This window comes from Streptomyces odontotermitis (assembly GCF_050510915.1).
GTDB lineage: Bacteria > Actinomycetota > Actinomycetes > Streptomycetales > Streptomycetaceae > Streptomyces.
In genome coordinates this window covers 41,410-66,603 of record NZ_JBNJLS010000033.1, presented here as the reverse complement: position 1 = coordinate 66,603, position 25,194 = coordinate 41,410, and the positions used below count along the sequence as shown (strand labels likewise).

At 69.5% G+C, this 25,194-nt stretch carries 21 protein-coding genes; 14 read left to right on the top strand and 7 right to left on the bottom strand.

The annotated features are described in order from the left end of the window. Window positions 1-1,147: 1,147 nt before the first annotated feature. Both ACQB60_RS44145 and ACQB60_RS44140 read left to right on the top strand, forming a co-directional pair. Complete coding sequence (locus ACQB60_RS44145; RefSeq protein WP_496931758.1) at window positions 1,148-2,644, top strand: hypothetical protein; 1,497 nt, start codon at window positions 1,148-1,150, stop codon at window positions 2,642-2,644. A gap of 1,045 nt (window positions 2,645-3,689) precedes the next feature. Further along, complete coding sequence (locus ACQB60_RS44140; RefSeq protein ID WP_496931757.1) at window positions 3,690-3,899, top strand: hypothetical protein; 210 nt, start codon at window positions 3,690-3,692, stop codon at window positions 3,897-3,899. 50 nt (window positions 3,900-3,949) lie between these two features. Here the strand turns inward: ACQB60_RS44140 and ACQB60_RS44135 are convergent, their stop codons facing one another. The 3 genes from ACQB60_RS44135 to secE form a co-directional block, all read right to left on the bottom strand. Next, on the bottom strand, window positions 3,950-4,084 hold the full coding sequence (locus ACQB60_RS44135; protein ID WP_496931756.1) for a hypothetical protein: 135 nt from the start codon (window positions 4,082-4,084) through the stop codon (window positions 3,950-3,952). A gap of 210 nt (window positions 4,085-4,294) precedes the next feature. Further along, on the bottom strand, window positions 4,295-4,774 hold the full coding sequence (locus tag ACQB60_RS44130; protein ID WP_496931755.1) for a hypothetical protein: 480 nt from the start codon (window positions 4,772-4,774) through the stop codon (window positions 4,295-4,297). Window positions 4,775-5,459: 685 nt separating this feature from the next. Beyond that, on the bottom strand, window positions 5,460-5,753 hold the full coding sequence (gene secE, locus ACQB60_RS44125) for a preprotein translocase subunit SecE (protein ID WP_496931754.1): 294 nt from the start codon (window positions 5,751-5,753) through the stop codon (window positions 5,460-5,462). Between the two features lie 160 nt (window positions 5,754-5,913). On the opposite strand from secE, the gene ACQB60_RS44120 reads away from it, so the two are divergent. After that, a complete protein-coding gene (locus tag ACQB60_RS44120; RefSeq protein WP_496931753.1) occupies window positions 5,914-6,474 on the top strand; it encodes a winged helix-turn-helix domain-containing protein in 561 nt (186 codons plus the stop codon). A 32-nt stretch (window positions 6,475-6,506) separates the two neighbouring features. On the opposite strand, the gene ACQB60_RS44115 is transcribed toward ACQB60_RS44120, so the two are convergent. Next, a complete protein-coding gene (locus ACQB60_RS44115) occupies window positions 6,507-7,346 on the bottom strand; it encodes a hypothetical protein (RefSeq protein ID WP_496931752.1) in 840 nt (279 codons plus the stop codon). 309 nt (window positions 7,347-7,655) lie between these two features. Here ACQB60_RS44115 and ACQB60_RS44110 point away from each other — a divergent pair, with 309 nt between their 5' ends. The 5 genes from ACQB60_RS44110 to ACQB60_RS44090 all read left to right on the top strand — a co-directional run bounded on the left by ACQB60_RS44110 (window position 7,656) and on the right by ACQB60_RS44090 (window position 13,917). Next, on the top strand, window positions 7,656-8,750 hold the full coding sequence (locus tag ACQB60_RS44110) for a L,D-transpeptidase (protein ID WP_496931751.1): 1,095 nt from the start codon (window positions 7,656-7,658) through the stop codon (window positions 8,748-8,750). 736 nt (window positions 8,751-9,486) lie between these two features. After that, on the top strand, window positions 9,487-10,158 hold the full coding sequence (locus tag ACQB60_RS44105; protein WP_496931750.1) for a hypothetical protein: 672 nt from the start codon (window positions 9,487-9,489) through the stop codon (window positions 10,156-10,158). A 5-nt stretch (window positions 10,159-10,163) separates the two neighbouring features. Then, window positions 10,164-11,498, top strand: a complete 1,335-nt coding sequence (locus ACQB60_RS44100) for a hypothetical protein (RefSeq protein WP_496931749.1) — start codon at window positions 10,164-10,166, stop codon at window positions 11,496-11,498. 143 nt (window positions 11,499-11,641) lie between these two features. Continuing rightward, window positions 11,642-12,385, top strand: coding sequence for a hypothetical protein (locus ACQB60_RS44095; protein ID WP_496931748.1), 744 nt, complete (start codon window positions 11,642-11,644; stop codon window positions 12,383-12,385). Window positions 12,386-12,435: 50 nt separating this feature from the next. Further along, on the top strand, window positions 12,436-13,917 hold the full coding sequence (locus ACQB60_RS44090; protein WP_496931747.1) for a class D sortase: 1,482 nt from the start codon (window positions 12,436-12,438) through the stop codon (window positions 13,915-13,917). A gap of 51 nt (window positions 13,918-13,968) precedes the next feature. Here the strand turns inward: ACQB60_RS44090 and ACQB60_RS44085 are convergent, their stop codons facing one another. The 3 genes from ACQB60_RS44085 to ACQB60_RS44075 all read right to left on the bottom strand — a co-directional run bounded on the left by ACQB60_RS44085 (window position 13,969) and on the right by ACQB60_RS44075 (window position 18,719). After that, window positions 13,969-14,967 carry a C40 family peptidase gene (locus ACQB60_RS44085; RefSeq protein WP_496931746.1) on the bottom strand — a complete coding sequence of 333 codons (999 nt, stop codon included), beginning with the start codon at window positions 14,965-14,967 and terminating at the stop codon, window positions 13,969-13,971. Between the two features lie 244 nt (window positions 14,968-15,211). Beyond that, entirely contained in the window at window positions 15,212-16,600 is a 1,389-nt protein-coding gene (locus ACQB60_RS44080; protein WP_496931745.1) for a DUF7927 domain-containing protein, read from the bottom strand. An 859-nt stretch (window positions 16,601-17,459) separates the two neighbouring features. Next, on the bottom strand, window positions 17,460-18,719 hold the full coding sequence (locus tag ACQB60_RS44075) for a nucleotide sugar dehydrogenase (RefSeq protein ID WP_496931744.1): 1,260 nt from the start codon (window positions 18,717-18,719) through the stop codon (window positions 17,460-17,462). A 176-nt stretch (window positions 18,720-18,895) separates the two neighbouring features. On the opposite strand from ACQB60_RS44075, the gene ACQB60_RS44070 reads away from it, so the two are divergent. From ACQB60_RS44070 to ACQB60_RS44045, 6 genes are read left to right on the top strand one after another with little or no spacing between them, the layout of a single operon-like run. Continuing rightward, window positions 18,896-19,972, top strand: coding sequence for an NAD-dependent epimerase/dehydratase family protein (locus ACQB60_RS44070; RefSeq protein ID WP_496931743.1), 1,077 nt, complete (start codon window positions 18,896-18,898; stop codon window positions 19,970-19,972). A 2-nt stretch (window positions 19,973-19,974) separates the two neighbouring features. Next, the gene (locus tag ACQB60_RS44065) at window positions 19,975-21,024 is read left to right on the top strand and encodes an MraY family glycosyltransferase (RefSeq protein WP_496931742.1); all 1,050 of its coding nucleotides are present in this window, start codon (window positions 19,975-19,977) and stop codon (window positions 21,022-21,024) included. 6 nt (window positions 21,025-21,030) lie between these two features. Beyond that, window positions 21,031-21,906 carry a WecB/TagA/CpsF family glycosyltransferase gene (locus ACQB60_RS44060; RefSeq protein ID WP_496931741.1) on the top strand — a complete coding sequence of 292 codons (876 nt, stop codon included), beginning with the start codon at window positions 21,031-21,033 and terminating at the stop codon, window positions 21,904-21,906. Next, a complete protein-coding gene (locus ACQB60_RS44055) occupies window positions 21,903-23,051 on the top strand; it encodes a glycosyltransferase family 4 protein (protein WP_496931740.1) in 1,149 nt (382 codons plus the stop codon). Before ACQB60_RS44060 ends, ACQB60_RS44055 begins: the two co-directional genes overlap by 4 nt. Next, on the top strand, window positions 23,048-24,181 hold the full coding sequence (locus ACQB60_RS44050; RefSeq protein ID WP_496931739.1) for a glycosyltransferase family 4 protein: 1,134 nt from the start codon (window positions 23,048-23,050) through the stop codon (window positions 24,179-24,181). Before ACQB60_RS44055 ends, ACQB60_RS44050 begins: the two co-directional genes overlap by 4 nt. Beyond that, window positions 24,168-25,193: an LCP family protein gene (locus tag ACQB60_RS44045; protein WP_496931738.1), complete on the top strand. Its 1,026-nt coding sequence runs from the start codon at window positions 24,168-24,170 to the stop codon at window positions 25,191-25,193. The genes ACQB60_RS44050 and ACQB60_RS44045 overlap by 14 nt, the downstream gene beginning before the upstream one ends. The last annotated feature ends 1 nt before the right edge of the window (window position 25,194 follow it).

Sequence of the window (25,194 nt, the reverse complement as noted above, 5' to 3'; positions counted from 1 at the left end):
AAATGGCACTGTTCGCTGACCCACAGATCTTGGTGCGCACGGACGGGCCATGTAAGCGAGTTGACGCATGCTGCTCGCACCGCGCCGCCTGCGCGGGCTCACGACCTTGGGGCAATTGAGGAGCTGAGCCATATCCTCTGATCGATCTTGCTGTCGTGATGGGTTCGTTGCGGTGGTTGCTGTGGCGAGGGCTGGTGGTGTGCTGACCGCCTGGTAGAGATCTTCCGTGGCCACGCCCCGCCGTTTGAAGAACTCGGTTATCACCATCGCTGCGATCGCCGTTCTGGTCGCCTGTGGCACGGCGGAGCAACCCGGCATGGCTGCCGGGAAGGCGGTTGCCTCGGCGCCGGTAGCGGCAGAGGGGCATCGACGGCCTGCGCGAACGCGGGCTGACACCGGTGACCGTCTCCCAACTGTTCGCCCCCGACAGGCCCCAGCCGGGTCGCGCCTACCGGAATGCATCGTGAGCGCAGAGTCGTTGCGGCTATCCGGTGAGATACCAACCTCGTGCGCGGTGGGCCGTGGCTCGGCGCTCGGCGCTCGGGGCTCGGGGCTCGGGGCTCGGGGCTCTCTGCAACTGCTTCTTCATGGGCGGCATTCGGCGACTGCTGCCCGTCGCCGCCGGAGTCCTGGGCGGAGCGGTGAACATGGCCGTCTCCCATGCCCTGCACGTGCCCGCGCTGGCGGTGCTGTGCGCGGCAACGGCCCTGGGCGCGGGCGGCGCCGTGTGCAGTCCGGCGCTACGCGTCCCGGCGGCGGCCGTCGTCGTCCCGGGCACCACCGGCGCCCTCCTCCCCAGCCTTCGACGCGTCCATATCCGGCATGCGCGACTACGCCCTCTGCTGGGCGCTCGTGGACGTCGCGACAATCCGAGCTGGGTTGGGGGCGGGAACTTCCGGGAGGTGCGACTTCCTGGCAGGAAGGCGGCGTCGGTCGCCGGGACGCTGTTGCCGCTCGGGCGGGCTCGCGTGGAGGGATGAGCGCGGCCCGTGGTGCGAGGGCACGCTGGAGACGCAGCGCACCCTGAGCAGCCACTGCGCCGATGGGACCAGCTCCGCGCATGCGTGCCCGGAGAACGTGAGCCGCACGCAGCCACCCGAACAGCCGCCTTTCAGAGCGCCTGACGTCGCAGTTCACCGGATAGTGGGTGGACGCCACGTGCTGGCACTACAGCAAAGCGAAAGCGACTGCAAGGAGCCCGGCGATGTCACGCGACCAGTGGCTGCGGACCCGCGCCGCCCGCATCGGCAGACGCCACATGGCCCGGCGGCACACGGGTGCGGAGGAAACTCCCTCGTCACACGGCCCTCCCCTCCTGATCCTGGCCCATCTGTCCCCGCGCAGGCAGCTGTGGCTCAACATCGTCCTCTGCGTCCTCAGCGGCTTCGCCCTCGCGACGACGCTCATCTGCTTCGGCCACTCCCATCGGGCGCGCACGCTCGAGGACACCGCCGACGGAGCCAGCTGGGTCGTGATCACCGGCCTGCTCTTCCTCTTCCTCACGGTCAACTTGCTTCTCATCCGGCCTTTCAACGGATCAGTGCGTCGTTGCTGGATCTCCGCCATCGCGTTCAGTGTCATCTGCGCCATTGGGATCGGGACGATCTGGGAACTGGCTCGCAGTGAACCTCCAGAAGGGACGGTCATCGGTCTTCGCGTAACGAATCGACGTGACGTTGCCCGCTTCATCTCTGCCAGGTACGAGAAGGCGGACCACCCCTTCCAGGTGCCCACAGGCGTCCAGCTCCAGGGCGTACGTTTCCCCGGCGGACACAATGTCGAGGTAACCGGCTACCTGTGGATGTACTTCCCGAAGGAGATCCCTGCTTCCATTCCCCGGAGCTTTACCCTCCCGGAAGCCCAGGGTGCCCCGCAGATCAGCCAGGTCTACCACCATGCCGACGCCCACGGCGAGGCATTCGGCTGGACGTTCAGCACCACGCTGCGGCAGAACTTCGATTACACGAAGTACCCCCTGGACCGCCACAGCATCTGGATCCGCATCTGGCCCGCCGGCAAGATGCGCTCGGTCATCGCCGTCCCGGACTTCGGCTCCTATCCACCATGGCAGGACGAGCTGTTGCTCGGCACCGACCCTCAATTCACCCAGGCTGCGGGACTGAAACCGGTCGGAACCGCCTTCTCGTACGAGACGAACACGTACCGCACATCCCTCGGACGAACCTCCTACAGCGGGTCCTCCGCGACGCCCGAGCTCTATTTCAACCTGGTCGTTCAGCGAGAAATCTACGGTGCGCTCGGGAAGACCGTCGTTCCCCTGACCGCCGTCGCCATCCTGATCTTTGTGACACTTCTGCTCACCACGCGCGACCACGAGCGCCGCGAGCGGGTCGGCTTCACCAGCCTGGCCACGCTTTCCCTCGGCATGACCGCGCTCCTGGTCACGGTGGTCCGCCACAAGGACATCCTGGACTTCATCGACTCGGACGTGAACGTCTATCTGGAAACGTTCCCGATCCTCATCTACGCGATGATCGTCGGCACCATCGTCAACGCGGTCCTGGTCGCCACCACGGCCAACCGAGCCCTGTTGTGGCGGGAGAACCTCCTGCCCGCCCTGCTCTTCTGGCCGATCCTGACCGGTGTCCTCTTCCTGGTGACCATCGTGACCTTCCAGTTCTGAGGCGGCGGCTCCATCGACCGCGACCTCTATTTGTCGCCTCCTTGCCCGGCAGAACGTCCCCTCTCGGGCACATCCGTTTCCTGGAGGCGGTACGAGAACTGGAGCACCGCCCCGGGCCGCGGCCTGCCGGAACGCTGGTCCGTCTTGGCCACGGCGAGAGATCGGCCCGAGCCCGCGTCTCGACCCAGTAGTACGTCCCGCGTCCGGATCAAGGCGTGGCACCTGGAGCCACACGACTCCTGACGGCGGTCGGGCGATCGGCGGCGATCGCTCCTGCCTCTGAGGGGGGGGCGACCTCGTGCCTCCGAGGGGCCTGTACTCAGCCCGGGACCCGGCTCACGCCGGGGCCGGGCGCACCACCCCGCGTAAGGCACTTCCGCCGAACACCCCGATGCCGGTCATGATCCGGGTCTGCGGCCGAAGACGTAGATGCGGTCTTTGCGCTTGAGGAGCTTCCACAAGCGTTTCGCGTCCTTGATACGGAGGTTGACGCAGCCGTACGAGAGACGCGATGCCAGCCGCCCCGTGTCCGATGCCCCTCCCTGCCCGACCGGATGAGCACGGGACCGAGGACGGCCTTCTCCTTCGACTGCACCCACAGGATCTGGCGGGACAGGTCCACGCAGGTCACGCGTGCGGCGCGGACGGGGCAGTGCCTCTTGGAATCGGGGTGCGTCCTGGCCTGGAACAGGACGGCCCTGCCCCACGTTACGGGCCCGGCGTACCCGATGTCCGGGGAGATCTTGTACTTCAGCTGGAATCGCTGGATCGCCCGGCAGTCCGCCGCCGACTGCCTGCCGTCGATCGGCCGCAGTCGCAGATAGCGTTCGAGCCGGCGCTGGTAGGGGGCCCGCTGTCCGGGTGCAGAAGGGCGCCGATTTCAGTTCTGCCCGCGCGGGGACTCCTCGACGTCGGGCAGCGGCGCGAACGGAGGCGGGGCCGGGCGTGCCTGTGTGGTGTGCTCACGTGCTACTGGAGTGTGACTCCGCAGACGCACCGGATCAGCCGCCAAGTCACCAGGTCTACACCGTCTGCCCCAGGGCTCTTGGGACTGCTGCCAGCACTTTCCCCGGTCTGCGCCACGAACATCGAACTCGCAGCTGCCGCTGCCCTGGCCGCGACCGGTCTTGTGCTGACCGCCGCTCCTCGCGTCCAGGCCGACGACACCGACCCGAAGAGCGGCCCCGGCCCCAACTACTGCGAAGAGTGCTTTGACGAGGGGCTGCGGAAGTGCCTGATCAAGCACAACCGGTGAGTGGAAGGTGTCCTACCAGCAGATGGACGCCACGAAGACGGTCTTCCCGATCACCCCCACGCCGGACTGCCAGTAGCCGGGCCGCTGACGCTGGTGGCCAGCAGCCCGGCCTCGTCGAGAGCGACGTGAACGGCCGCGGTCATCTCGACATCGGTGACGGTTGCCTCGGCCGTGGCGACATACATGATCAGATGCGGGGTTCACGTCGCAGGTCTCGGTCAAGTGAACCTTGTAGCCGCTCTATTCGGTGGCGTTCTTGATGCAGTAGCGGGCCTCGCCGCCGTTGGGGGGACTCAATACGGTCGTGGGAGGGCGGCATGTCCTTCGGGTCGCGCGTCCGCATCCGGCTGTCCGTGATGAAGAACTCCTGCCCGCCCCCCGCCCCCGGCAGGCGATTACGCGGTGGCAGGGCAAGTGGTTTGCGTCTTGGGTGTTGTGGGGGTCTGCGCGTGCCAGGTCTGCGTGCGGTACCGGCCGCCCCAGCGCAGGCATCCTTCAGTGGTGCGCGCGCGGGCAGGACCGGCGTAGCTGCGGTAATAGCCGCCGCTCTGCACCGGGGAGGCTCCTGCGGGCTGGATGTAGGCGCTCATGTACGGCACGTCGGCGTACTGGGGGGCCGGGGCCATGCGCAGGGTGACGGTGCAGGCCGTGGCTCGGGCCTCGTCGTAGGCGAGGTAGGTAGTGGCCTTGACGGTCCCGTTCTCCGCGAAGGGATGGCTTTGACGCAGTTCGTAGCCGCTGCCGCACAACGCCCGCGCTCGGGCGGCAGGATCCGGCTTCGGTGCGCCCTGGGACGCGGCGGGGGAGGCAGTACCCAGGCAGGCGGCGAGGGCTGCGAAGGCTGCGAGGCCAATGAGAGAACGATGCAGACGCATGAAACGAACCTGACTTTCTGACACGCTCGTCCTGGAAAGGGGGCCCGCACACCTCAGCATGAAGGTTTCACCGCCTGCCGTAGCAGTTCACCTGAACGGCCGCTCAACGCCACCCGGGCCACCCCAATCGGGGAACGGCAAGGCACCGAGTGGACAGACGCCGTAGGCAGACCCACCGAAGCCGCGGTCGTAGTCGTATGTCGTAGTCGTATGGGGCGGGAGGACATCGAACGGGATGCGCAACACCGGCCTGTGAGCGCTCGGGCAGGCAGATGCGGAGTTCTGGGAAGCCCTCCGCGGCCAGTACCCCGGCTCCGCATCTGGGCTGCCCCGAGTTTCGACCGGAGCCTCCACCCATCCCGGAAGGGGTGAGCCGCGTTTACCGAAACCCTCGGTGCCTGTCCCAATCCCCGGCGGCTCTGTCGGGACAGACCGGCACCGCACAGGCGAGATGGTCATCCGCGGGTGACCCGACGTCCTGGCAGCGCAGCCGCACCGCATCCGCAGCATGTCGGCCGGTGGGGCCCTCAACCAGGCGAACAGGGGCGCGCCATACGGTGATCGGCCGTCACCGGGCCCACCCCCGCCTGATGGTCCGGCGCGGGAAGATGCCGCCGCCCCAAGGGTCCTGCCACTCCTGGATATGAGGGATGGAAATTCGCCGACCTGTGGCCATATATGCGCGTCAGCCGAATGCATACCTGACCGACTGCCGGAACAGGAAATCAAGCACGGATACAGCGCTGATCGCGATGAGGGTGAACCCGATCACCACCGTGGTATACATCGACAGCTGCCGCCGTGATGGCCAGACGACCTTACGGAGTTCACAGATGGCCTGACGGTACAAGCAGACAATGCGGTACGGCGGGTGCGTGCCACCTTTCCCCCTGGCCCACTCCGCGACCTGTCCACCCTTTCCCTTCCCTGCGCGGCCCCCTGCGGACAGGGCGCGGCCCAGGCTCGTCAGATCTGTCACTCGCCTCACTCAACCCAACATGTGCCCACGATTTTCCGTCGCTTCATGAAACTCGCCCCAGGCACCCACCGAGCATGCGCTCAAGGCTTCATTCTGGAGCCCCTCCCGGTATACCGTAAGGGCGCGATTGAGGGAAAGTCGAGACCATCACCAAGGAGCGATGATAATAGGACTCGACCACCCCTCAACATTCCAATGGGCCCCTTCGCGGCTTACGAAACGTCTCTTCTTGCTAACTCATTCTGATTTTGGTGAGCACGTCATGGCACATCAAGCGTGGAGTTTCCACACGGTTGTTGAGGATCTGTGCAGCAAGCTGACGCAGTTGACCCCGCCCCCGCCTGTCCCTGCGGTACTTGATATCGCACGTCGGTACCGGGTCCCAGTCCCCACGGCTCAGTTCGTGCACCGGGTGCTCACCACACGCCTGCGCCCGCCGACCGCGAGCAGTCTTCCCGTTGCCCCCGGGCAGAAGGATGAGCTATGGGGACGGGTCGCCCAGGACCTGAAACGGCGGATCCACGCCGGACAGCTCGGCGAGCGGCTTCCCGTGCAGACGGAACTGGCCGCCGAGTACGGAGTCGGCGAGGAAACACTACGAAAGGCCGTGCGAGCCCTGGAAGAAGAGGGCTTGGTCAAAGTGGCAGGTTTCAGAGGAACGTTTGTGGTCATGTCCGCAAGCCACGAACCGGGGAAGCCGCCGGCAGCGCGACAGTCGTAGCCGAGGGTGCTGCCAGGGCTACCCGCCCCAGATTACGAATGTGCCGCGTCCTGCCAGGGCTTGGCAGGGATCTTCAACTTCCTGTCGCTGCCTGTGAATTCCACCCGGATGGGCCGAGGCAGAGAGGCGAGCCGGATCTCGAGTCGGCCCAACTGGCCCTGTCCGTCCACCCAGTACGTCAGCGGGGAGGCCGCCGGACGGTCGGCCATCGGCGCTCCGGGGGCCGCCCCCTTCTGCTGCGGGCGGGGCCGTGGGCCGGAATAGAGCGTGTACGTACGGCCCGCCTCGCTGCGCTGTCCCAGACGGCGCGGCCCGGACTGGGCGAGCAACTGGGCGTTGTCCGGCCGGTTGGCGCCCAGGCTCATGGTCACGTGGAGGGCGCGGTCCAGAGGATCAGTGGTGTAGGCACGCGGCGACCAGGCCCGCTGTGAAAGCTTTCCGGCCGCGCGCAGGATGCCCGCAGGCTGCCTCGCGGCGCCTGCCGAAGGCACGTGTGGACCCGACGAAGACGGAAGCGCCACCGCGAGACCGGCGACGTCCCAAGCGAGCATGCCGGTCTGCCCCCGCCCGTTGCCTTCCGTGGCGAACGTCCCAACGGCGCGGTGCGTTCGGTAGTCCACCACTCCGTCGACGACGGTGCTGCCCGAACCGTCGGGTACCGTCACCGTGACCGCCACGGGACTGGCCTCGTAGGTGTTGAAGCGAACCATCGCCAGTTGCTGCGCCTCCTCGGCGGTGACCGGCCGCGCGCCCTCCTCTCCGCCGCTGAGGGCCACCGACGCCGCGGCGGCCGCGAGGACAGCGACGACGGCCGTGCTCACCCCGGCCTTGGTCCGCGGTACGACGCGACGGAGGAGGGCTTTCATCTGCATCGCAGAGATGCCTTTCGCAAACGATCCGGGAGTACCCCGCGTACGGTGACGAACGGCGAGCTCTCATAGGAAACCGCCACCCGCCGTGTGCGAACGCTACTGCCCGGTGCCCTCTACTCAAGTCCGCCACGCGATCGGCGCACCCCACGATGTCGCACGTCCCGGACGCCATATGCGCCGGCCCGTCAGCCACTCTTCGGTGACGGACCGGTGCACGGAGGCCGGACCAGCTCGGGTGGCGAAGTCCGGAGATCCCCATCACTTTGGAAACAGGCAACTCACCATCACGGAACGATCCTGGGAGCTCATGTGGCGGACGCACACGCGAGCAGCCGTCGAACCGTCAGCCAACTGCTCGTCAGGTGGCGACGCGGCCTCGTCCCCACGGTGCTGCTCGCCGTCGTCCTTGGAGCCGACCTGTCCGACGGTGCCCCGGCCTCCGCCGCGCCTGCCCTCCAGTCCGCGGAAACGTGCACTGCCAGCACCGGGCCCTACCAGTGGCAGGTGGAGCATCTGCTGAACCGGCCACGAGACGGATCGATGTCCCGGGCGGACTGCCGGGCCATCCAGCGCGCCCAGAAACGCCTCGGCATCAAGCCCGCCGATGGCGCAGCGGACAAGAACACCTTTCAGCGCCTCCTTTCAGCCGGGAAAACGATCAGCACCGAACCCCCGGCTCCCCACGTGCAGCCACGTCCGCCCGCGGGCACGTGCCGTGCGGGCACCGGCCCCTACCAGTGGCAGTTGGAGAAGCGACTGAAGTTGCCGCAGGACGGGGCGATGTCCCAGCGGGACTGCCTGGCCATCCAGCGGCTCCAGAAGCAGCTGGGCATCAAACCCGCCAACGGCGCAGCGAACCAGAAGACCTACCGGCTCCTCCTCGTCAACGACGTGAAGAAGGACCCCAACGCGAGAAGGCGGTGCCCGGTCCGCCGCTCTCGTGTGACGTGCGTCGACCTGTCCCGCCAAGTGCTGTGGGTGCAGATCGGGAGGAAGGTCGTCTTCGGCCCCGTGCCCATCCGCAGCGGCAGGGAGGGTCTTGAGACCCGCACGGGCTGGCAGCGTGTCTTCGAGAAGCGCCGGACGTTCTTCTCCACGCTCTACGACGGCGCGCCCATGCCGTACTCGCAGTTCTTCAACGGCGGCCAGGCCCTCCACGGCACCTACAAGGATCTGTTCGAGTCAGGCTCCGGTGGCTGTCTCAACATGTACGTGAATGACGCCAAGCGGCTTTACGGCCTGCTCACGATCGGTGACCGTCTCTTCGTCTACGGCCGCAAGCACTCCATCCGCGCCGAGGACGATCCCTCCGAGCTCAGCGACGACGCACTCATCGCGAAGGCGTTCGGCTCCGCGGCCATCCCCGTCGCCTGGGACCTGAACACGCCTCTGCCCCAGCCCTGAGCCGACCGGGCCCTGCCCTACGGGTCCCACCACCGAAACGGTTTTGCCGTCTGCCCCAGATGGCTCAGTGTCCGGGGTGTCGGTGCGGGAAGGAAGCCGCGACAGAGCCGTGGTGGCGGGTCGACGCTTCGCCAGTTCGGTCGCCCGGCACGTACCGGCGGGCGTCAAGGTACTCCCTGCAGAGCGCGTCATAGATCGGCGTGAGGGAAGTCTGTGCGGCCGGCCGTTCCATCGGCCCTGGGCGCATCGGGGGAACGTACGGCAGATACCAGAAACCTCGGTGGGGGGTGTGAGAGTGCACGCCACCTCAACGAGCTCGATTCCGATCCGATGCGGGCGCCGAAATACGATAGGCCAAATAGCACAAGCGCTACGCGAACAACTCTGCATTCCCGGACCCGGTGAATGCAGAGTCATCGGCCGCGACCACACGGAGAGCGTAAGAATTCACTCAATTAAATTCAATAACAAGAATCCACATTCTTTCCGCTGTACAGGTGGCTCATATTCACGCCTACCCGTAAGTGGCGCCACCAGTCAGTAGGTTGACGTCCGCCGGTGTGCGAAACCATCCCCGGCATCCGGAGCCGACCGAAGGAGAGAAATGCCCTCGTACTCCAGGGCCCGTTTCGGGGCATTCGCGGCGACGACGGTACTCGCCACCACATTGTGCGGCGTCATCGCCGGAGGGGCATCGGCAGACGAAGGCCCGGGGGGAATCCCGGGTTTCGGACAGGTGGAGAACGCTGAGAGCACTGCGCCCTTCGGAGAGGCGAAGCCCGCCGTCTCCGTGGAGGACGGGGTGCACCAGGTGTCCGAGGGCTCCCAAGTGGCGTACCGGATCACCGTGAAGAACCAGAGTGCGGCCTCCGGTCTCGCCACTTCCGTCTCCGCGAACCTGCCCCAGGGATTCCGGTGGGGGTCGGCCGATGACGACGGTGTCAATACGGGAGACCAGGTCCAGTGGAAGGTGCACGTGGCCCCCCGTCAGAGCAAGGTGCTCACGCTCACGGGGACGGTGGGCGCGACGCCCGACGACGTTGATCGCCTGACCCTGACGGCCTGTGCCGAGGGCGGTGACTCGCCGGTGTGCGCGACCGACACGGATGCCATCGTCTCGAGCGGATCGACGGCCGGCGGGCGGGTCTCGTGGCCGGTGGCTGCGGGGAGCCTCTCGGGCGTGCTGTGTCTGCTCGCTGTCCTCGCCGTGTACATCCGCAGGAAGGAAACGCCCGCCAAGGCGTTGAAGCTCCCCTCGCAGAACTCTGCCGCAGCCACTGGTGACAGTGCGCTGTCCGACGGGACGGGGGACCAGGTCTGCTACACGGCGGCGGCCCAACCGCTCGGACCGCTGGGCCCCTTGCCGGGCCCGACTGTCGGTGCGGAGCGCTCCGACTCTGGTAAGTAGCCGCCGTGTACGGCGGGTTGGGCCGGGCGTTCCGGGCGGCGGGCCTGGTGTTCGTGGTGGGCGTGGTGTGGTCGGCGGAGGGTGGCGCCGTTGCCGCGCCCGCCCTGTCACCACTTTCACGGTCGTCGGACGCGTCCTCGATGACACCCGGCACCGAAGCCCCGCCCCGAAGTGAGGGGCCACGGATCACCGATGTCTCGGCGGACGCCGCGGTAGCCGGCCCCGGTGACACGGTCGGCTGGTTCGTGGAGGTGACCGGCCCCACCCGGCCCTCAGGGGCGCCGGGCCATGTCGACATCGACCTCTCCGGCGTCCTCGCCTCGGCCGACCTGGCCGGCGAGGCCGTGGTCGTGGGGCCGGGCCAGGTGAGGCTACGGGACAGGTCGCTCCGCTGGACGGGAGACCTGGGTCCCGGTCAGCACGCGCGGATCTACTTCAGTGCGACCGTCCATCGGACCGTCGAACGGCCGGTGCTGAGCATTCCGGAGGCCGGATCTCCGGTCCGGCTGCGCGGACTGGAACTCACCGTTCGGGCGCATCCGGACGAGGTCTCCGGCGACGGCCAGGTCACCTTCCAAGTCACCGCGAAGAATGTCGGCGCGGGAGGCTGGACCGCCACGGACCCCGCCACCTTCGACGTCGACCTCAAGGGCCTCGGCGGGGCCTCCGGAGCCCCGAAGAAGGTGCGCGCGACGGCGGGTTCTGCGGCGTTCACGGGGCACCATCTGGTCTGGACAGGCCCGTTGCCTGCAGGCCGGACCGTGACCGTCACGTTCACCTCGGACGCCACGGTCCGGCCTGGAGCGCCGACGCGAGGCCTGACGGTTCGGGCGAGCAGCGAACTGGCCTCCGGTCCTTGCACGCCGTCCGGTCACGCTTCCGCCTGCCAGGCGGAGGTGCCGGTCACCGCTCCGGCGCCCGCCGACGGCACTCCACCGGAGCGGACCACGCTTTACGTATCGGTCGGCGCGGGTTCGGTCCTGGCGGGCCTGGCCGGTGCGGCCGTACTCGCCGCGCGTCGCCGACGACACGACACCGGCGGCCCATCGGATGAGCTCGCCGCCGTCCCGGTCCAGCAAGAGCCGAAGCCCGCCATCGCTCTCCGGCAAGAGCATGAGGAGGACTTCGCCTCCGTCCCCTGCGTTCGCTCTCCCGACGGGGACCACCGACTGGATACACCACCCGTCTCCGTGCTGCCGGAGAGTCCGTCCTCCCTCCAAGGACCGGCGACCGCATCCGGTGCCGACGAGGACGAGATCGAGACGGGATTCGCGGGACTGTACGCCGCACTGGACGCACTGCGCGCCGACATCTCCAGTGCGGGCGGAGGTGGAAGGTGAGCCATCCCCAGGCCACCGGGCACGGAACGTGGACGCTCTCGAGCACGGCCACGCCCCGCGCCGCCGTTCGGATCAACGATCCACCCACGGCCAGCAGTTCGATCCGCCCAGAGCACAGACAGAGACAGAGAGGCATGTACCCCATGAGCAAGTTCATGACTGTCGCCGCACTCGTTGCCAGCGCCACCACCGTGTCAGCCCCGGCGGCCCTGGCGCTCTCTCCCCACGACACGACAGCCGCGTCCCCCACCGCCCGAGTGGTCGCCAGCCAGATCGTCGACCGATCGGGCGGCACCCTCTCCGGCGCTGTCAACGGCGGCACCGCCCAACTCATCGTCCCCGAAGGTGCTTTCAAGAAGCCGACCGTGCTCCGCATGACCACGGCGGACACCACGGCTATCGACGGCGGCCTCGGCCAGGTCGGCTACTCCGGATACCGCACTCTCGCCGCCGTCGGGGTCAAGGCGTACAAGGTCGACGGCTCCACCACGAAGGGCAAGTTCGCCAGGCCTCTCTCCCTCACGGTCAAGGGCAGCGGCCTGCATGAGGGACAGAAGGCGGTCCAGCTCAACCTCACACACCCGGAGGAACAGAAGGCCAGCTTCTCCCCCGGCAAGGCCGAACTCAGGGTCAATGGCACCCCGGACCTGATCTTCGTCGCCCCTAAGAGCAGTGCTGCCAGAGCCGGCGCGGCGGCCGACTCGAAGAGCGGGGCAGCGGCAAGAAGCAACTCAGCGGCAGGGACCGAGATCGCGGGCGCGACGAAGGCCCAGACCGGCGTTCCGCTCACGCCCGAACTGGTCGGCGCCGGGCTCGCGCTCGCGGCCGGGACCACTCTGCTGCTCGGTGCGGCGAGCGGACTGCGCCGCACCAGGAACGTCGCCTGACCGCCCCGTAGACACAGCAGACGGAGAGGCATCTCACGGTGATCGACGGCTTGAGCGATCCCTCGTCGACCGGCCCGCAGTGCTGCCCGCACTGCGGGCGGTCCGCGTCGGAGTCCCCCATCAAGGCCCTCCGGCCGAAGCGCCGGATCCGCCTCCGCCTTGACACGCGCACCCTGCTCGTGGCGCAGCTGCGTGTCCGGCGAGTACGACGCTATGTGCCCCAGCCCTACAAGGCGCGCTACCGGGGCCCGCTCCCTGGCATCCACCACGTGCCGGGCATCAAGTATGTGCTGCGGACCGTTCCCACGGTGGGCGTCCGGTACCGGCCCGTGGCCGTGCGGATCCCCGCTGTCGAGCACGAGGGGCGGGAGGCGCGCCCCCGAACCCCGGGACCGGCCCCGCGGCACCAGTCCGTGCGGCGCCGCGTCATCACCACCACGGCCGCGGTCACCCTGCTCGCCGCCGGTGCGGGGACCTTGGGGCACGCCGCGTGGTTCGACGCCACATGGACCGCCTCGAGCACCCGCCTGACCCGCATGTGGGACGACGGCGCGGCGTTCGGTGCGCCCGCCGCACCCGCCTTCGGCGCTCCGGACGGCTGCTCCGAACTGCCGCCGTCGCGCATCGATCGCTCCGGCGTCCCGCGCGCCGTGCTGCGGGTGCCGCGCACCGGTCTGCGCACCGCGGTCCTCGAAGGCGCCGACCGGGCCACGCTCGACCGGGCCGTCGGCCACCTGCCCAGCAGCCAGTGGCCGGACCAGGGCGGCACGACCGTCCTGGAAGGCCACGACATCACGTACTTCAACGAACTCGACAAGTTGCGACCGGGAGACTCCGTCGAGGTACAGGGCGCCTGCCGCACCTGGACCTACCGGGTAACGGGCGGCAAGGTGGTCCGCAAGGGTCACCCCGTGCATCATTCCGCGAAGCCGGAGCTCAAGCTCGTCACCTGCTGGCCCATCGGCGCACTGTTCCCCAGCGACGAGCGGTATGTCGTCACCGCGCGCCTGGTGCGGGAGAAGGCCGCCGCCGGGCGGACCGCGCCCACTGCTCAGCCGGCCAACTGGCCCCGGGTGGTGCCCGGGCTGCCGCCGGGAACACGCGCCGACGACTTCACGCCGGACAAGGTCGGCATGTCCCTGGGCAAGCTGAACGTGAGCCGCGACCTGGACGAGACCTACCGGAACGGCCCTCACCCGCTCAAGGTCTCGGCGGCCTCGGTCCGCGTGACCGGTGCCGCGCTGCGCGCCCTCACCGAAGACCGCCCGGACTGGTGGCAGACGGTGGCCCCCGGCGTCCCGCTGCCCACCGAGATCGCTCCGCACACCGCCGTGACCTGGGTCGGCCAGGTCCCGGTCGAGGTCGAGGGGTACGGGGAGCGGCCGACGGGCGCGCGGCTCTCGGGCGAGGTGGAGCTGGGGGGCGAGCGCTACCGCCTCACGGTCCGGACCCGCATCGACCATACGGGAGGCACCGGCGGCTCCGCGGTCGTCCGGATCAAGGCATGGCACCTGGAGCCCCTCGCCACCTGACGAAGGCCCGCGCGGCCGGACGCCCGCTCCCCTGCCCCGGCGGATCCCGGGTCACACCGCGTCCGGTCGCACCACCCCGAGAATGGGCATGCCCCCGGCCGGACCGATCGTCACGTGACGGCCGGGGCGGGGCGCGTGCAGGATCAGGCCGTCGCCGATGTAGAGGGCGACATGGGTCGCGTCGTGGAAGTAGATGACGAGGTCCCCCTTCCGCAGGTCGGCCAGGGCGACGTGCGGCAGCCGGGCCCACTGCTCCTGGGATGTACGGGGGATGGAGACTCCGGCTGCCTGCCATGCCTTCTGGGTCAGCCCCGAGCAGTCGTACGTGTCCGGACCCTCCGCCCCCCAGACGTACGGCTTGCCCAGCTGCTCGCGGGCGAAGTGCAGCGCCCTCCGTCCGCGCGGCCCCGCCGCCCGGTTGAGGTCGGACGGCGAGGTGTGCTCCAGCCAGCGCCGCTGGCGCTCCCAGGCCGCCGCCTCCTCCGCTCGCGCGAGCCGACGCCGCTCCTGCTCGGTGAGGTCGGCGAGGAGCTTCTCGGCCTGTCCGACGCGTTCCTGTACCTTCTCCTGCGCCGTCTGCTTGTTCCGCCGGAGCGCACGGACCGCTGCCAAAGCCCGGCGGGCATGGACCTGACGTTCCGCCAGTTCCCTTTGTGCCCGCCGGAGTTGGTCGACCCGCCCCGCCACACGGCCCGCTCCGTACCCCATGGTCATCTGGGAGCGCAGGTACTGGCCGGGGTCCGGGCTGAACAAGGCCGCGGCGGCGGGCGGCAGCCCTCCCGACTGGTACTGCTTGCGGGCCAGCCAGCCCACGCCGTCCCGTAGCTCGGTCACCTTCAGCGTCAGGCGGACGACGGACCGGTCGACGGCAGCTGTGCGCCGCTCCCCCAGGCGGACAAGTTCCTTCGCCGCGTTGTACGCATCCGTGGCGCGTTCGGCCTCGCGGTAGAGGGTGTCGAGGCGGGCGCGCGCCGCGGCAAGGCGAGTCTCCCCCGTAACGGCCGGGTGTGGTGGTGGCAGCGGGTCCGCGGCAGCCGACGGCGAGTCCACGACGGCCAGGCAAGCGAGGCAGGCCGCGACGGCCACGAGGACGGACCCGCCACGCCGCCCACGGGATCTGGGCCCGCTGCGCGGGCGTACATCCTCACCACACACAGGATCTCCTCTCATCGGTGTTCCCCAGCGGCCGCTTGCACTCCTCATCCGTCCCACGAACGCGCGTGGGGCCCGCACGCGAAAGTGCAGGCCCCACGCTGCTCACTCAGTCGGCGTCCGCCGAACCGAGCAGGACGGGTCAGTCCCGTCCGATCCGGTTGCGGTACATCAAGAGCAGGGCACCGCCTCCGAGGAGAACTGCTGCCATCATCCCGGCAAAGACCGGGAATTCAACGCCGGTCTCCGCAAGTGTCGGCTTGGTCGACGACTCGGCCGACTCGGTCTCCCCGAACACCTCCGTCGGCTCAGTCTCCTCGGTCGGCTCGAACACCTCAGTCGGCTCGGTCGCCTCGGTCTCCCCGAACGCCGTGGCCGGCTCGGTCGGCTCGGTCATGTCGATCACCTTGGCCGGCTCGGGCTCCTCGACCACCTTGGCCGGCCTGGTCTCCTCGACCACCTTGGCCGGCTCGGTCTCCCCGAACACCTTGGCCGGCCCGGTCATATCGATCACCTTGGTCGGCTCGGTCGCCTCGGTCGACGAGTCCACGAGGGTGGTCGCGCTGCAGCTCGAGTCAGTGGATCCGATGTCCCGCTTGCTTCCCGGCTTGGGGCAGTTGGTGTTTCCCGGGCTGGTGAGGATGTTGGTGAGGGTGCGCTCTCCCTTCAGCTTGGCGCGCGCCGTCACGGAGTAGGTGACGATGACGGTGGTACCGGCCGGAATGTCGCCGGTCCACATCAGCTGCGGCTCGACGTACGAGACCGAACCCGACCGGGCAGCGGCGTCATCGTTGTAGCGGGCAGCACCGAGGACTCCGGTGAGGTCCTCGAACACCACCGTGTTCTTGGCGTCCACGGTGCTGGTGTTGGCGATGGAGATGGTGTACGCCACCTTGTCGCCCGGCCTGACCAGGGGCTTGTCGATGCTCTTCCTGATGGTGAGCGCCGACGGTCCGTTCCTGGTCGCGCACTTGGGGTCCGTGGCCTCGGGCGAGCACGGGGATCCGAACGACCCGAGAACGGCGTTGTCACGGGTGCTGCCGACGCCTGCCTTGTTCTTCGCCGAGTAGGTGACGGTCACGGTCTGGCCTGCTGCCACGTCACCCTGCCAGGTCAGCTTGGGCTCCGTGAACGACACACTGCCGCTGCTGGCCTTGGCGTCATGGCCGTACGCCGCCTTGGCCAGCACATCCGACAGGTCGTCCGCGACCTTGGCGTTCCTGTGGACGAAGCCGTCCGGGTTGACGATGGACAGGGTGTACGTGACCGAGTCCCCGGCCTTGACGGACTTCGAGGACACCGACTTGGCGATCTTCAGCCCACCCTGCGTCCGGCTCTGCGCCTCGGCAGAGGGAGAGCAGTCCGGCGCCTGTCGATTCTCGGCGCAGTCGATGCCACCGGTGGCCGCGCTCTTGGGTGTCTCGGGGCTCTTGCCCTCGGCGCTGGGCTTGCCCGTCCCCGAGGGCGTCTCGCTGGCGGCGGCCTCGGAGTTCGTGGGCGACGGAGTCTTCTCGGCCTGGGGGGTGCCCATCAGGTTCGACGCGTGCTCACAGTTGGCCGGGTCCGTGCTCGGCCGGCTTCCAACGCTCGCCGGCTTGCCGTCACCCACCTGACTGTTCTTGGCCGGACTGCTGGCCCCGGTGGGCTGCCCTGTCCCGCTGGAGGAGGGCAGGGGATCGCAGTCGGGCCCGGACGGGTCCAACCCTCCCTCGGCCCGCCACATCTGGCCGCTGGCCGCGTTACCGCCCAACAGCAGGACAGTGCCGCTGATCATCACGATGGCGAGCAGCCCAGTGAGTAGCGCTCTGAGCCAGCTCTTTCTGCTTCGTCTACTCATACCTGACTTCCGGAGGGTGGCGAAGGCGTGCACAGGTTGACGTATCGCGAATGATCAGAATTTCGGCACTTCGGCATGCCGGAATAGGCCGAAGCGGTACATAAGAAGTACCTATGTGGCCGCAAAGGGCGTGACTTTGACACCGCCCCTGACGGCTCGAAGGGCGCCATCCCGTACGTGACAAGGGAAGTCCCCGGGCGGCCGGGGCCGCTCCGGGCGTGTAACACGTCCATACGACGTGCGCCACCGTAGGTCGTCCACCGCTGCTGGGGGCACCTCCCGTAACCGTGGTGGACTGATCGCACCACGCACGGCGCTGAAGGCGCACGGGAGCCCGCGCCGCCGCAGCCCGCAGTCATGTCCCACGGCGGCGCGTCACGCGTGGCTCCGCTCCTGCCCGGCGCCGCCTTCTGCAAAGAGCTGACCGAGAGGCCACAGCAATGCGCGTGCAGCACGCGGGCCGAGGGCCGGCACGGGATGCGGGAGAACTCCAACATGATCCACGTATCAGGCCGATGCGGGTCGTCAGTGACGCTGCCTGCCGCACGCCCCCTCAGAACCGCTCGACGGACTCCGTCCGGCACCGGCTGCGGGTGTCGAAGACATAGGTATACGCGGAGGCCCGCTCCACAAGGTCGTAGTCGAGGCCGTCGTGGTCGGTGAGCACGACCACCGCGTCCGAGGCCCGGAGCTCCTGTTCCGTCAGCTCCACGCACAGCACGTACGAAGGCAGATGCGCCGCGGAGGCGTATGGCTCGACCGCGTGCACCACGACGCCGGCCTCGTGCAGCTGGCGGGCCACCTCCACGGCCGGCGATTCGCGCACGTCGCCCGTGCCCTTCTTGTACGCGAGACCGATCAGCAGCACCCGCGCTCCGGCCAGGGTTCGGCCCATGCCGGTGGCGACGCGCTGGACGACGTACGACGGCATGTGCTCGTTGATCTCGTTCGCGAGCGAGACGAAGCGCACGTCGTGGTGGAGCTGGCGGCGCACCTGCCAGGACAGGTACGAGGGGTCGACGGGAAGGCAGTGGCCGCCGACGCCGGGGCCGGGGTAGAACGGCATGAAGCCGAAGGGCTTGGTCGCAGCCGCCTCGACCGCCTCCCCGATGTCGACGCCGAGCGGGCGCGCGCACAGCGCGAGCTCGTTGACGAGGGCGATGTTCACGTGCCGGAAGGTGTTCTCCAGAAGCTTGGTCAGCTCGGCGGTGCGCGGCGAGGAGACCGGGACGGTGCGATCGACGATCCTGTCGTAGAACGCCTCCACGGCTTCGAGCGAGTCGTCGTCGATACCCGAGACGATCTTCGGGGTGTTCTCCAGGCGCCAGCGCGCGTTGCCGGGGTCGATGCGTTCAGGGCTGTAGCCGAGCTGGAATCCGGTGCCCGCGGTCAGTCCGCTGCCCTGCTCCAGGAGCGGGCGCAGAACGTCCTCTGTCGTGCCCGGGTACGACGTGGACTCCAGGATCACGGTCGCGCCGCGGTGCAGCAGCGGGGCGAGCGAGCGGGCGGCTGCCTCGACGCAGGAAAGGTCGGGGGCACCGCCCGTGAGCGGAGTGGGAACGGTGATGACGGCGATGTCGAAGCCGTCCGTGTCTGCGGGGTCGACGGTGACGCGGAGGCGGCCGGAGTCGAGGGCGGCGAGGAGGCGCTCGGAGGGGATGTCCTCGACGTACGAGTCGCCGGACGCGAGCCTCTTGACACGTAGTTCGTCGGTGTCGAGGCCAGTGACGGCGAAGCCCTTCTCGGCGGCGGCGACGGCGAGCGGAAGACCGACGTAACCGAGGCCGACGACGGTGACCCGAACATCTGTCATGGGGGGCATGAGGTTCTCCGGTGTGGGCGGGGGCATCGCGGACGGGCGAAGCTGACACACAGTAAATCGTGTCATTCAACACATACTTGGACATTACGGAATAGCCTGCCTAAGGCTCCGAACGGGCGCGCCCCGCCGGTGTCACCCCGATGCCTCACCTCACCAAGGGGGCCACGATGGCCGCATCGACCAGGTATCTGATCACCGGCGGCGCGGGCTTCATCGGCTCGCACCTGACCGACGCGTTGCTCGCACAGGGCCACACCGTCGTCGTCCTCGACGACCTGTCCACCGGCGACCGCGCCAACCTCGCCGCTTGTCAGTCCCACCCGAACCTGGACTTCGTCCGCGGCTCGGTCCTCGACGCCCGGCTCGTCAACGAACTCACGAGCCGATGCGACCGGGTGGTCCACCTGGCCGCCGCGGTCGGCGTACGGCTCGTCGTCGAGCAGCCGCTGAAGTCCTTCACGACGAACGTGCGCGGCACCGAGACCGTCGTCGAGGCCGCCCATCGGCACGGCCGCCCGCTGTTCCTCGCCTCGACCTCCGAGATCTACGGCAAGAACGGCGCAGGGCCGGTCGCCGAGACCGACGACCGGATCCTCGGGCAGACCACCGTCGCCCGCTGGTCGTACGCCACGTCGAAGGCTGTCGACGAGATCCTCGCGCTCGGCTACCACCGTGAGCGCGGACTGCCGGTGACGGTGGCCCGCCTCTTCAACACCGTGGGGCCGCGCCAGTCGCCCGCTTACGGCATGGTCGTACCGCGCCTCGCCGCGCAGGCCGTCGCCGGGCGGCCGCTCACCATCTACGGAGACGGCACCCAGATGCGCTGCTTCGTGCACGTCGCGGATGTCGTCGACGCGCTGCTGCGGCTGCTCGCTCACCCGGACGCGAACGGCGAGGTCTTCAATGTCGGCGGCTCCGAGGAGACCACCATCGCCGAGCTCGCCTACCTCGTCCTGGAACGCTCCGGCTCGTCGTCGCCGCTGAAGTTCATTCCGTACGAGGAGGTGTATGCCGGCGGCCACGGCTTCGAGGACATGGCCCGGCGCATCCCCGACACCCGCAAGCTGCGTGAACTCACGGACTGGGCACCGGAGTTGGATCTCACGGATATCGTGGATGCGGCACTTCTCGACGCGGGCGGCGGCCTCCCCGGGCCCGCTGCCCCAGTGGTGCTCCCTCCCGCCCGTCTCCCCGCACCACCCCTCCGGGGAGCTCCACACCCCTCCGGTTCATCCAGGGCCTGACCGTGCTGTACGGGATCGCCGCCGCCGGGACCGCGCTGCTGCTCGCCGCCGCCCTGACCGCCGGGCTGCGTTCCCTGGCGTTGCGCACCGGCCGCCGTTTCGTGGACCGACCCGGCGGCCGCAAGGCCCACGCCCGGCCCACGCCGCACCTCGGCGGGGTTGCCGTGGCCACCGCCACCGGCGCGGTCGCGACGGCCGCCACCGCCTCCGGGACCACACCGCTCGACTCCACGACCGGCACACTGCTGCTCGCCGCGGGTGCCGTCGCCCTGCTCGGCTTCCTCGACGACCTGCGGCCGATGGGGGCAAGGGTGCGGGTCATCGTGGAGGCGGGGGCAGCCAGCGTCGTCGTCCACGGGACCCAACTCGGGTTTACGGCGGGTGCGTTGGCGGTTCTGTGGGTGGTGTTCGTGACGAATGCCTTCAACCTGCTCGACAACTCCGACGGGGCGATGGGCACCGTGGGTGTCATCACCGCGCTGGGGCTCTGCGTGTGCGCCGGGGCGGAGGGGCTCGACTCGCTGGCCCTGGTGCTCGGGCTGCTCGCTGCCTCGCTCACCGGGTTCCTCGTGCACAACTGGTATCCGGCCCGGATTTTCCTCGGCGACTGCGGATCGCTGTTCGCCGGGTTCCTGGTGGCCTGCGCCGCGCTGCTCGTGAACGTCGGGCACACCGCACCCGCCTCGCTGGCGTCGCTGTTCGCGGTGACCGTGGTGGCGACGGCCGACACGGTGCTGGTGCTGGTGTCTCGGCACCGGGCCGGGCGCGGGCTGCTGTGCGGCGGGACGGACCACATCGCGCACCGCTTGCGGCACCTGGGCCTGACCGTTCCCGGGGCGGCGGTGGCCCTGGGCGCGGCGGCCGGGACCGGAACAGCGACCGGAGTGCTGCTGCACCACGGAGTCGTGGGGGCCCCGATGGTGGGGTGGCTGGGCGGGGCGGCCGCGGCATCGGTGGTGTTGTTGTTGCGAGTGCCGGTGTACGGGGCCCGGGGACAGGTTCGGGACCCCGCGCGAGCTCGGGGCAACTCGGGTGACCTGGCGAGGAGTTGAGGCCCGATGGACACGCCGACCGACGCCGGGGACTGCGCCCACCCGGTCCTCTCCTGCGGCACCAAGGGCGCGGCGGGGCCCTCAGCGGTACACCTGCCCACGGCAGCAGTGGCTCAGGTGCCCATCACCGCCGTCGCACCCGACCCTGCCGCCCGGTATGTCATCGACACCGCCCTCGCCCGCACCGCCCCCCGCCACATCCACCTCTGCAACGCCTACACCCTCGCTCTCGCCGACACGGACCCGGCGCTGCGGGCGGTGCTGCGGCAGCCGGACGCGGTCAACTTTCCCGACGGCCAGGGCGTGGTGTGGGCGGGGCGCCTCGTCCACCGGCACCTGGACCTTCCCGCCGACCGCGTCTACGGCCCCGACCTCTTCCTGAACGCCTTCCGCGCCGGGCAGGCGCACAGCCTGCGCCACTACCTCCTCGGCTCCACCCGTGACGTCCTGGACCGGCTCGCGGCCGAGCTGCGCATCCGCTTCCCCGAGGCGATGATCGTGGGCACAGAGGCGCCACCGTTCCGTGAACCGAGCACCGAGGAACGGGAATCCCAGGCCCGGCGGATCGCGGCGTCCGGCGCGCATGTCGTGTGGGTCGGGCTCGGAACACCCAAGCAGGACCACGAGGTTGCCCGGCTCGCGGCGCTGCATCCAGCGGTGTACGTGGCGGTGGGCGCCGCCTTCGACTTCGTATCGGGAAACAAGCCGCAGGCCCCTGGATGGATGCAGCGGCACGGCCTGGAGTGGCTGTTCCGGCTGTGCAGCGAGCCACGGCGGCTGTGGCGGCGGGTCGTGTGGGGACATCCGCGGTTCATCTGGGCGGCCTGCCAGGGCGCGCGTACGGGTCAGGGAACCAAGGGAACCAAGGGAGTACGGGAATGAAGATCGTGCTCGTCCACAGCTTCTACGGCTCGTCCGTGCCCGGCGGCGAGAACGAGGCCGTGCTCGACCAAGCCGCCGCCCTCGGCCGCGCGGGGCACGACGTGCACCTCGTCGCCGCCCGCACCGACGACCTGCAGAAGGCGCCTTGGTACGCGGCTCGGTGCGCCGTCACCGTCGCCACCGGGCACGGCCGCACCCCGCTGCCCGCGCTGCGCGCCCTCGCCCCAGATGTGGTGCACGTCCACAACCTGTTCCCCAACTTCGGCCGCGCCTGGGCCACCGCCTGGACCGGCCCCCTGGTCACCACCCTGCACAACTACCGTCCCCTGTGCGCAGCCGCGGTCCTCTACCGCGATGGCGCGCCCTGCACCCGGTGCCCCGACGGGGACCGGTGGGCGGGGGTGCGGCACGGGTGTTATCGAGGGTCGCGGCTTGCGACAGTGCCGCTTGCGTGGGCCTCGCGAGGCGGGGTGCGGGAGGATCCGCTGCTACGCCGCGCCGATCGGGTGGTGGTTCTCTCCGAGCTGAGCCGGGACACCTACGTGCGGGCCGGCCTGCCGGAGGAACAGATCGAACTGATCCCCAATTTCGTTCCTCCAGTGGAGAGTTCTGCGCAGGTCACGGGTGACGTCTGGGTCTACGTGGGTCGGCTCTCGCGGGAGAAGGGCATCCTCGATCTGCTGCACCGCTGGCCTGCGGGACGGCGCCTGGACGTGATCGGCGCGGGGCCGCTGGAGCGCGAGTGCCGGGCGGTGGCGCCCGCGGGCGTGCGCTTCCTCGGGTCGGTGGAGCGGGCCGCGCTGCGCGCGGCGCTGCCCGGGTACCAGGGACTCGTCTTTCCGAGCCGCTGGCTGGAAGGCGCGGTTCCGCTCGTGTACCTGGAGGCCCTCTCCGTCGGGCTGCCGGTGCTGGCCTTCGAGGGGTCGGCGGTACCGGTCGCCGTGCGGGCCGAAGGGACCGGCATCGTCACCGACTGGGATCACCCGCTGCCGGACGTCCTGGACGCGGCCGCGCAGGCATTCACGACGTTGCGCGAGCGCTGCAGGACCGTGTACGCGCAGCGGTACGGGGAGGCGGTGTGGGTCGAGCGGACGGAGCGCCTGTACACCGCCCTCACTCCCGCCGGGAAGGTGGAGTACGCATGAGGGGGCGTGCCCGCGTCGTCACCGTCGTGCAGCCGTACCTCACCGGGTACCGACTGCCGTTCTTCCAGCGGCTCGGCGCAGAACTCGCCGCTCGGGAAGTGCAGTTGACGGTCGCGCACGGTCGGCCCGTGGGCGACGCGGCCGACCGCAGGGACAGCACCCGCCTGCCCGGCGCGGTCGAACTCTCCCAGAAGCACTGGGTGTTGGGCGGGGTGCATGTGGACTGGCGCGATCTGCGCGAGACGGTCCGTCGCTCCGACGCCGTGATCCTCACCCAGGCCCTGCACCACCTCGACAGCTACCCGCTCCTGCTCCGCCCGCCGCGTGGCCTGCGCATCGGCCTGTGGGGGCACGGGCGGACGCACACCACCCGGCACTCCGCCCTGGAGCACCGCGCGAAGGCGCTGCTGACCCGGCGGGCCGACTGGTTCTTCGCGTACACCGAGGAAGGTGGCGACTACGCCCGGCGCGCCGGGGTGCCCGCCCACCGGATCACCGTCCTGAACAACTCCCTCGACACCCGCTCCCTGGAGGCCGCCCGCGATCGGGTCACCGAGGACGGGGTGCGGCGGCTGCGCGAGCGGCACAAGCTCACACCGGGGCTCACCGGCCTCTACATCGGCGGGCTCGACGCCCCCAAGCGCACCCCGTTCCTGCTGGCCGCCGCCGACGCGCTCGCCGCGCGTCTGCCCGGGTTCCGGCTGCTCGTCGCGGGCGACGGGGCACAGCGAGCGATGACTGAGCGGCACGGGCCGCACGTCGTGTACGTCGGTGTCGCCGGCGAGGAGGACAAGGCGCTGCTCGGCGCGGCCTCCGACGTGATGCTGGTGCCGGGAGCCGTCGGCCTGTGCGCAGTCGACTCGTTCGCCTTGCGCACACCCCTGGTCACCACTTCGTGGCCTTACCACGGCCCCGAATTCGGCTACCTGGAAGCCGGGCGCAACGCCGTCGTCACCCCCGACAGCAACCCGGAACGCTACGCGACCGCGGTCGCCGAACTCCTCACCCGGCCACGGCAGTTGGCGTCCCTGCGCCGCGCCTGCCGGGCGGATGCACAGCGGTACACGGTCGAGGGGATGGCCGCACGGTTCACACACGGCGTGGAAGGACTCCTTCATGGCACTTCGTAATCTGCTTCCGGCCCGGCCCTGGGTGCGGCGCACTCTGCTCGGCGTCAGTCTGCTTCTGACCGTCGCGGTCGGCGCGGGCGCCTGGGCGTACGCGCGGCTCGAGGGCAACATCCGCACGGACGAGGCCACCGACCAGGCCCTCGCCGTCGACTTCGGTAAACGGCCCGCCGTCCGCGAATCCGCCGCGCGGAACATCCTGATCATGGGCTCGGACATCGAGTTCACCAAGGACAGCCAGCGCTCCGACACGACGATGCTGCTGCACCTGTCCGCGGACCGGAAGCGGGCCGCCCTGGTGAGCGTGCCGCGCGACCTGATGGTGGACATCCCGGCCTGCCGGCTGCCGTACGGAGGGCGGAGCAAGCCGCAGTACGCGCAGTTCAACTGGGCGTTCGAGCGCGGTGGCGCGGCCTGTGCGATCCGCACCTTCGAGGACCTGTCGGGAGTCCGTGTCGACCACCACCTGGTGCTGAACTTCACCGGGTTCAAGAAGGTCGTGGACGCGCTCGGCGGCATCGACGTGAAGGTACCCGCGCGGATGAAGGTGCCCACCGAGGACCTCGTCCTCAACAAGGGCCGACAGCACCTCGACGGCGCCGAGGCCCTCGTCTACGTCCGTGCCCGCACCGGCGTCGGCGACGGCAACGACCTGCAGCGCATCGAACGGCAGAAGCAGTTCATGCGCCTGATGCTCGACAAGGTTCACGACGCGGGCCTGCTCGACTCCGCGACGCGCCTGTACCCGGTCCTCAGTGCGGTCACCTCCTCCCTCACCGCCGACAAGGGGCTGGACTCGCTGAGCGAGCTGTACAACCTCGCGCAGGAGGCGGGCAAGGTGCCCGAGGGCCGCACCACCTTCGTCACCGTCCCGAGCGTGAGGCACCCCGACTACTCCGGCCGCGTCAAGCCGGTCGAGGGCCAGGCGAAGGCACTGTTCAAGGCGCTCCGGCAGGACTGGGAGCTGCCAAAGCACCTGTACAACCCCTACGACCCGGAGAACGACGAACTGTGAG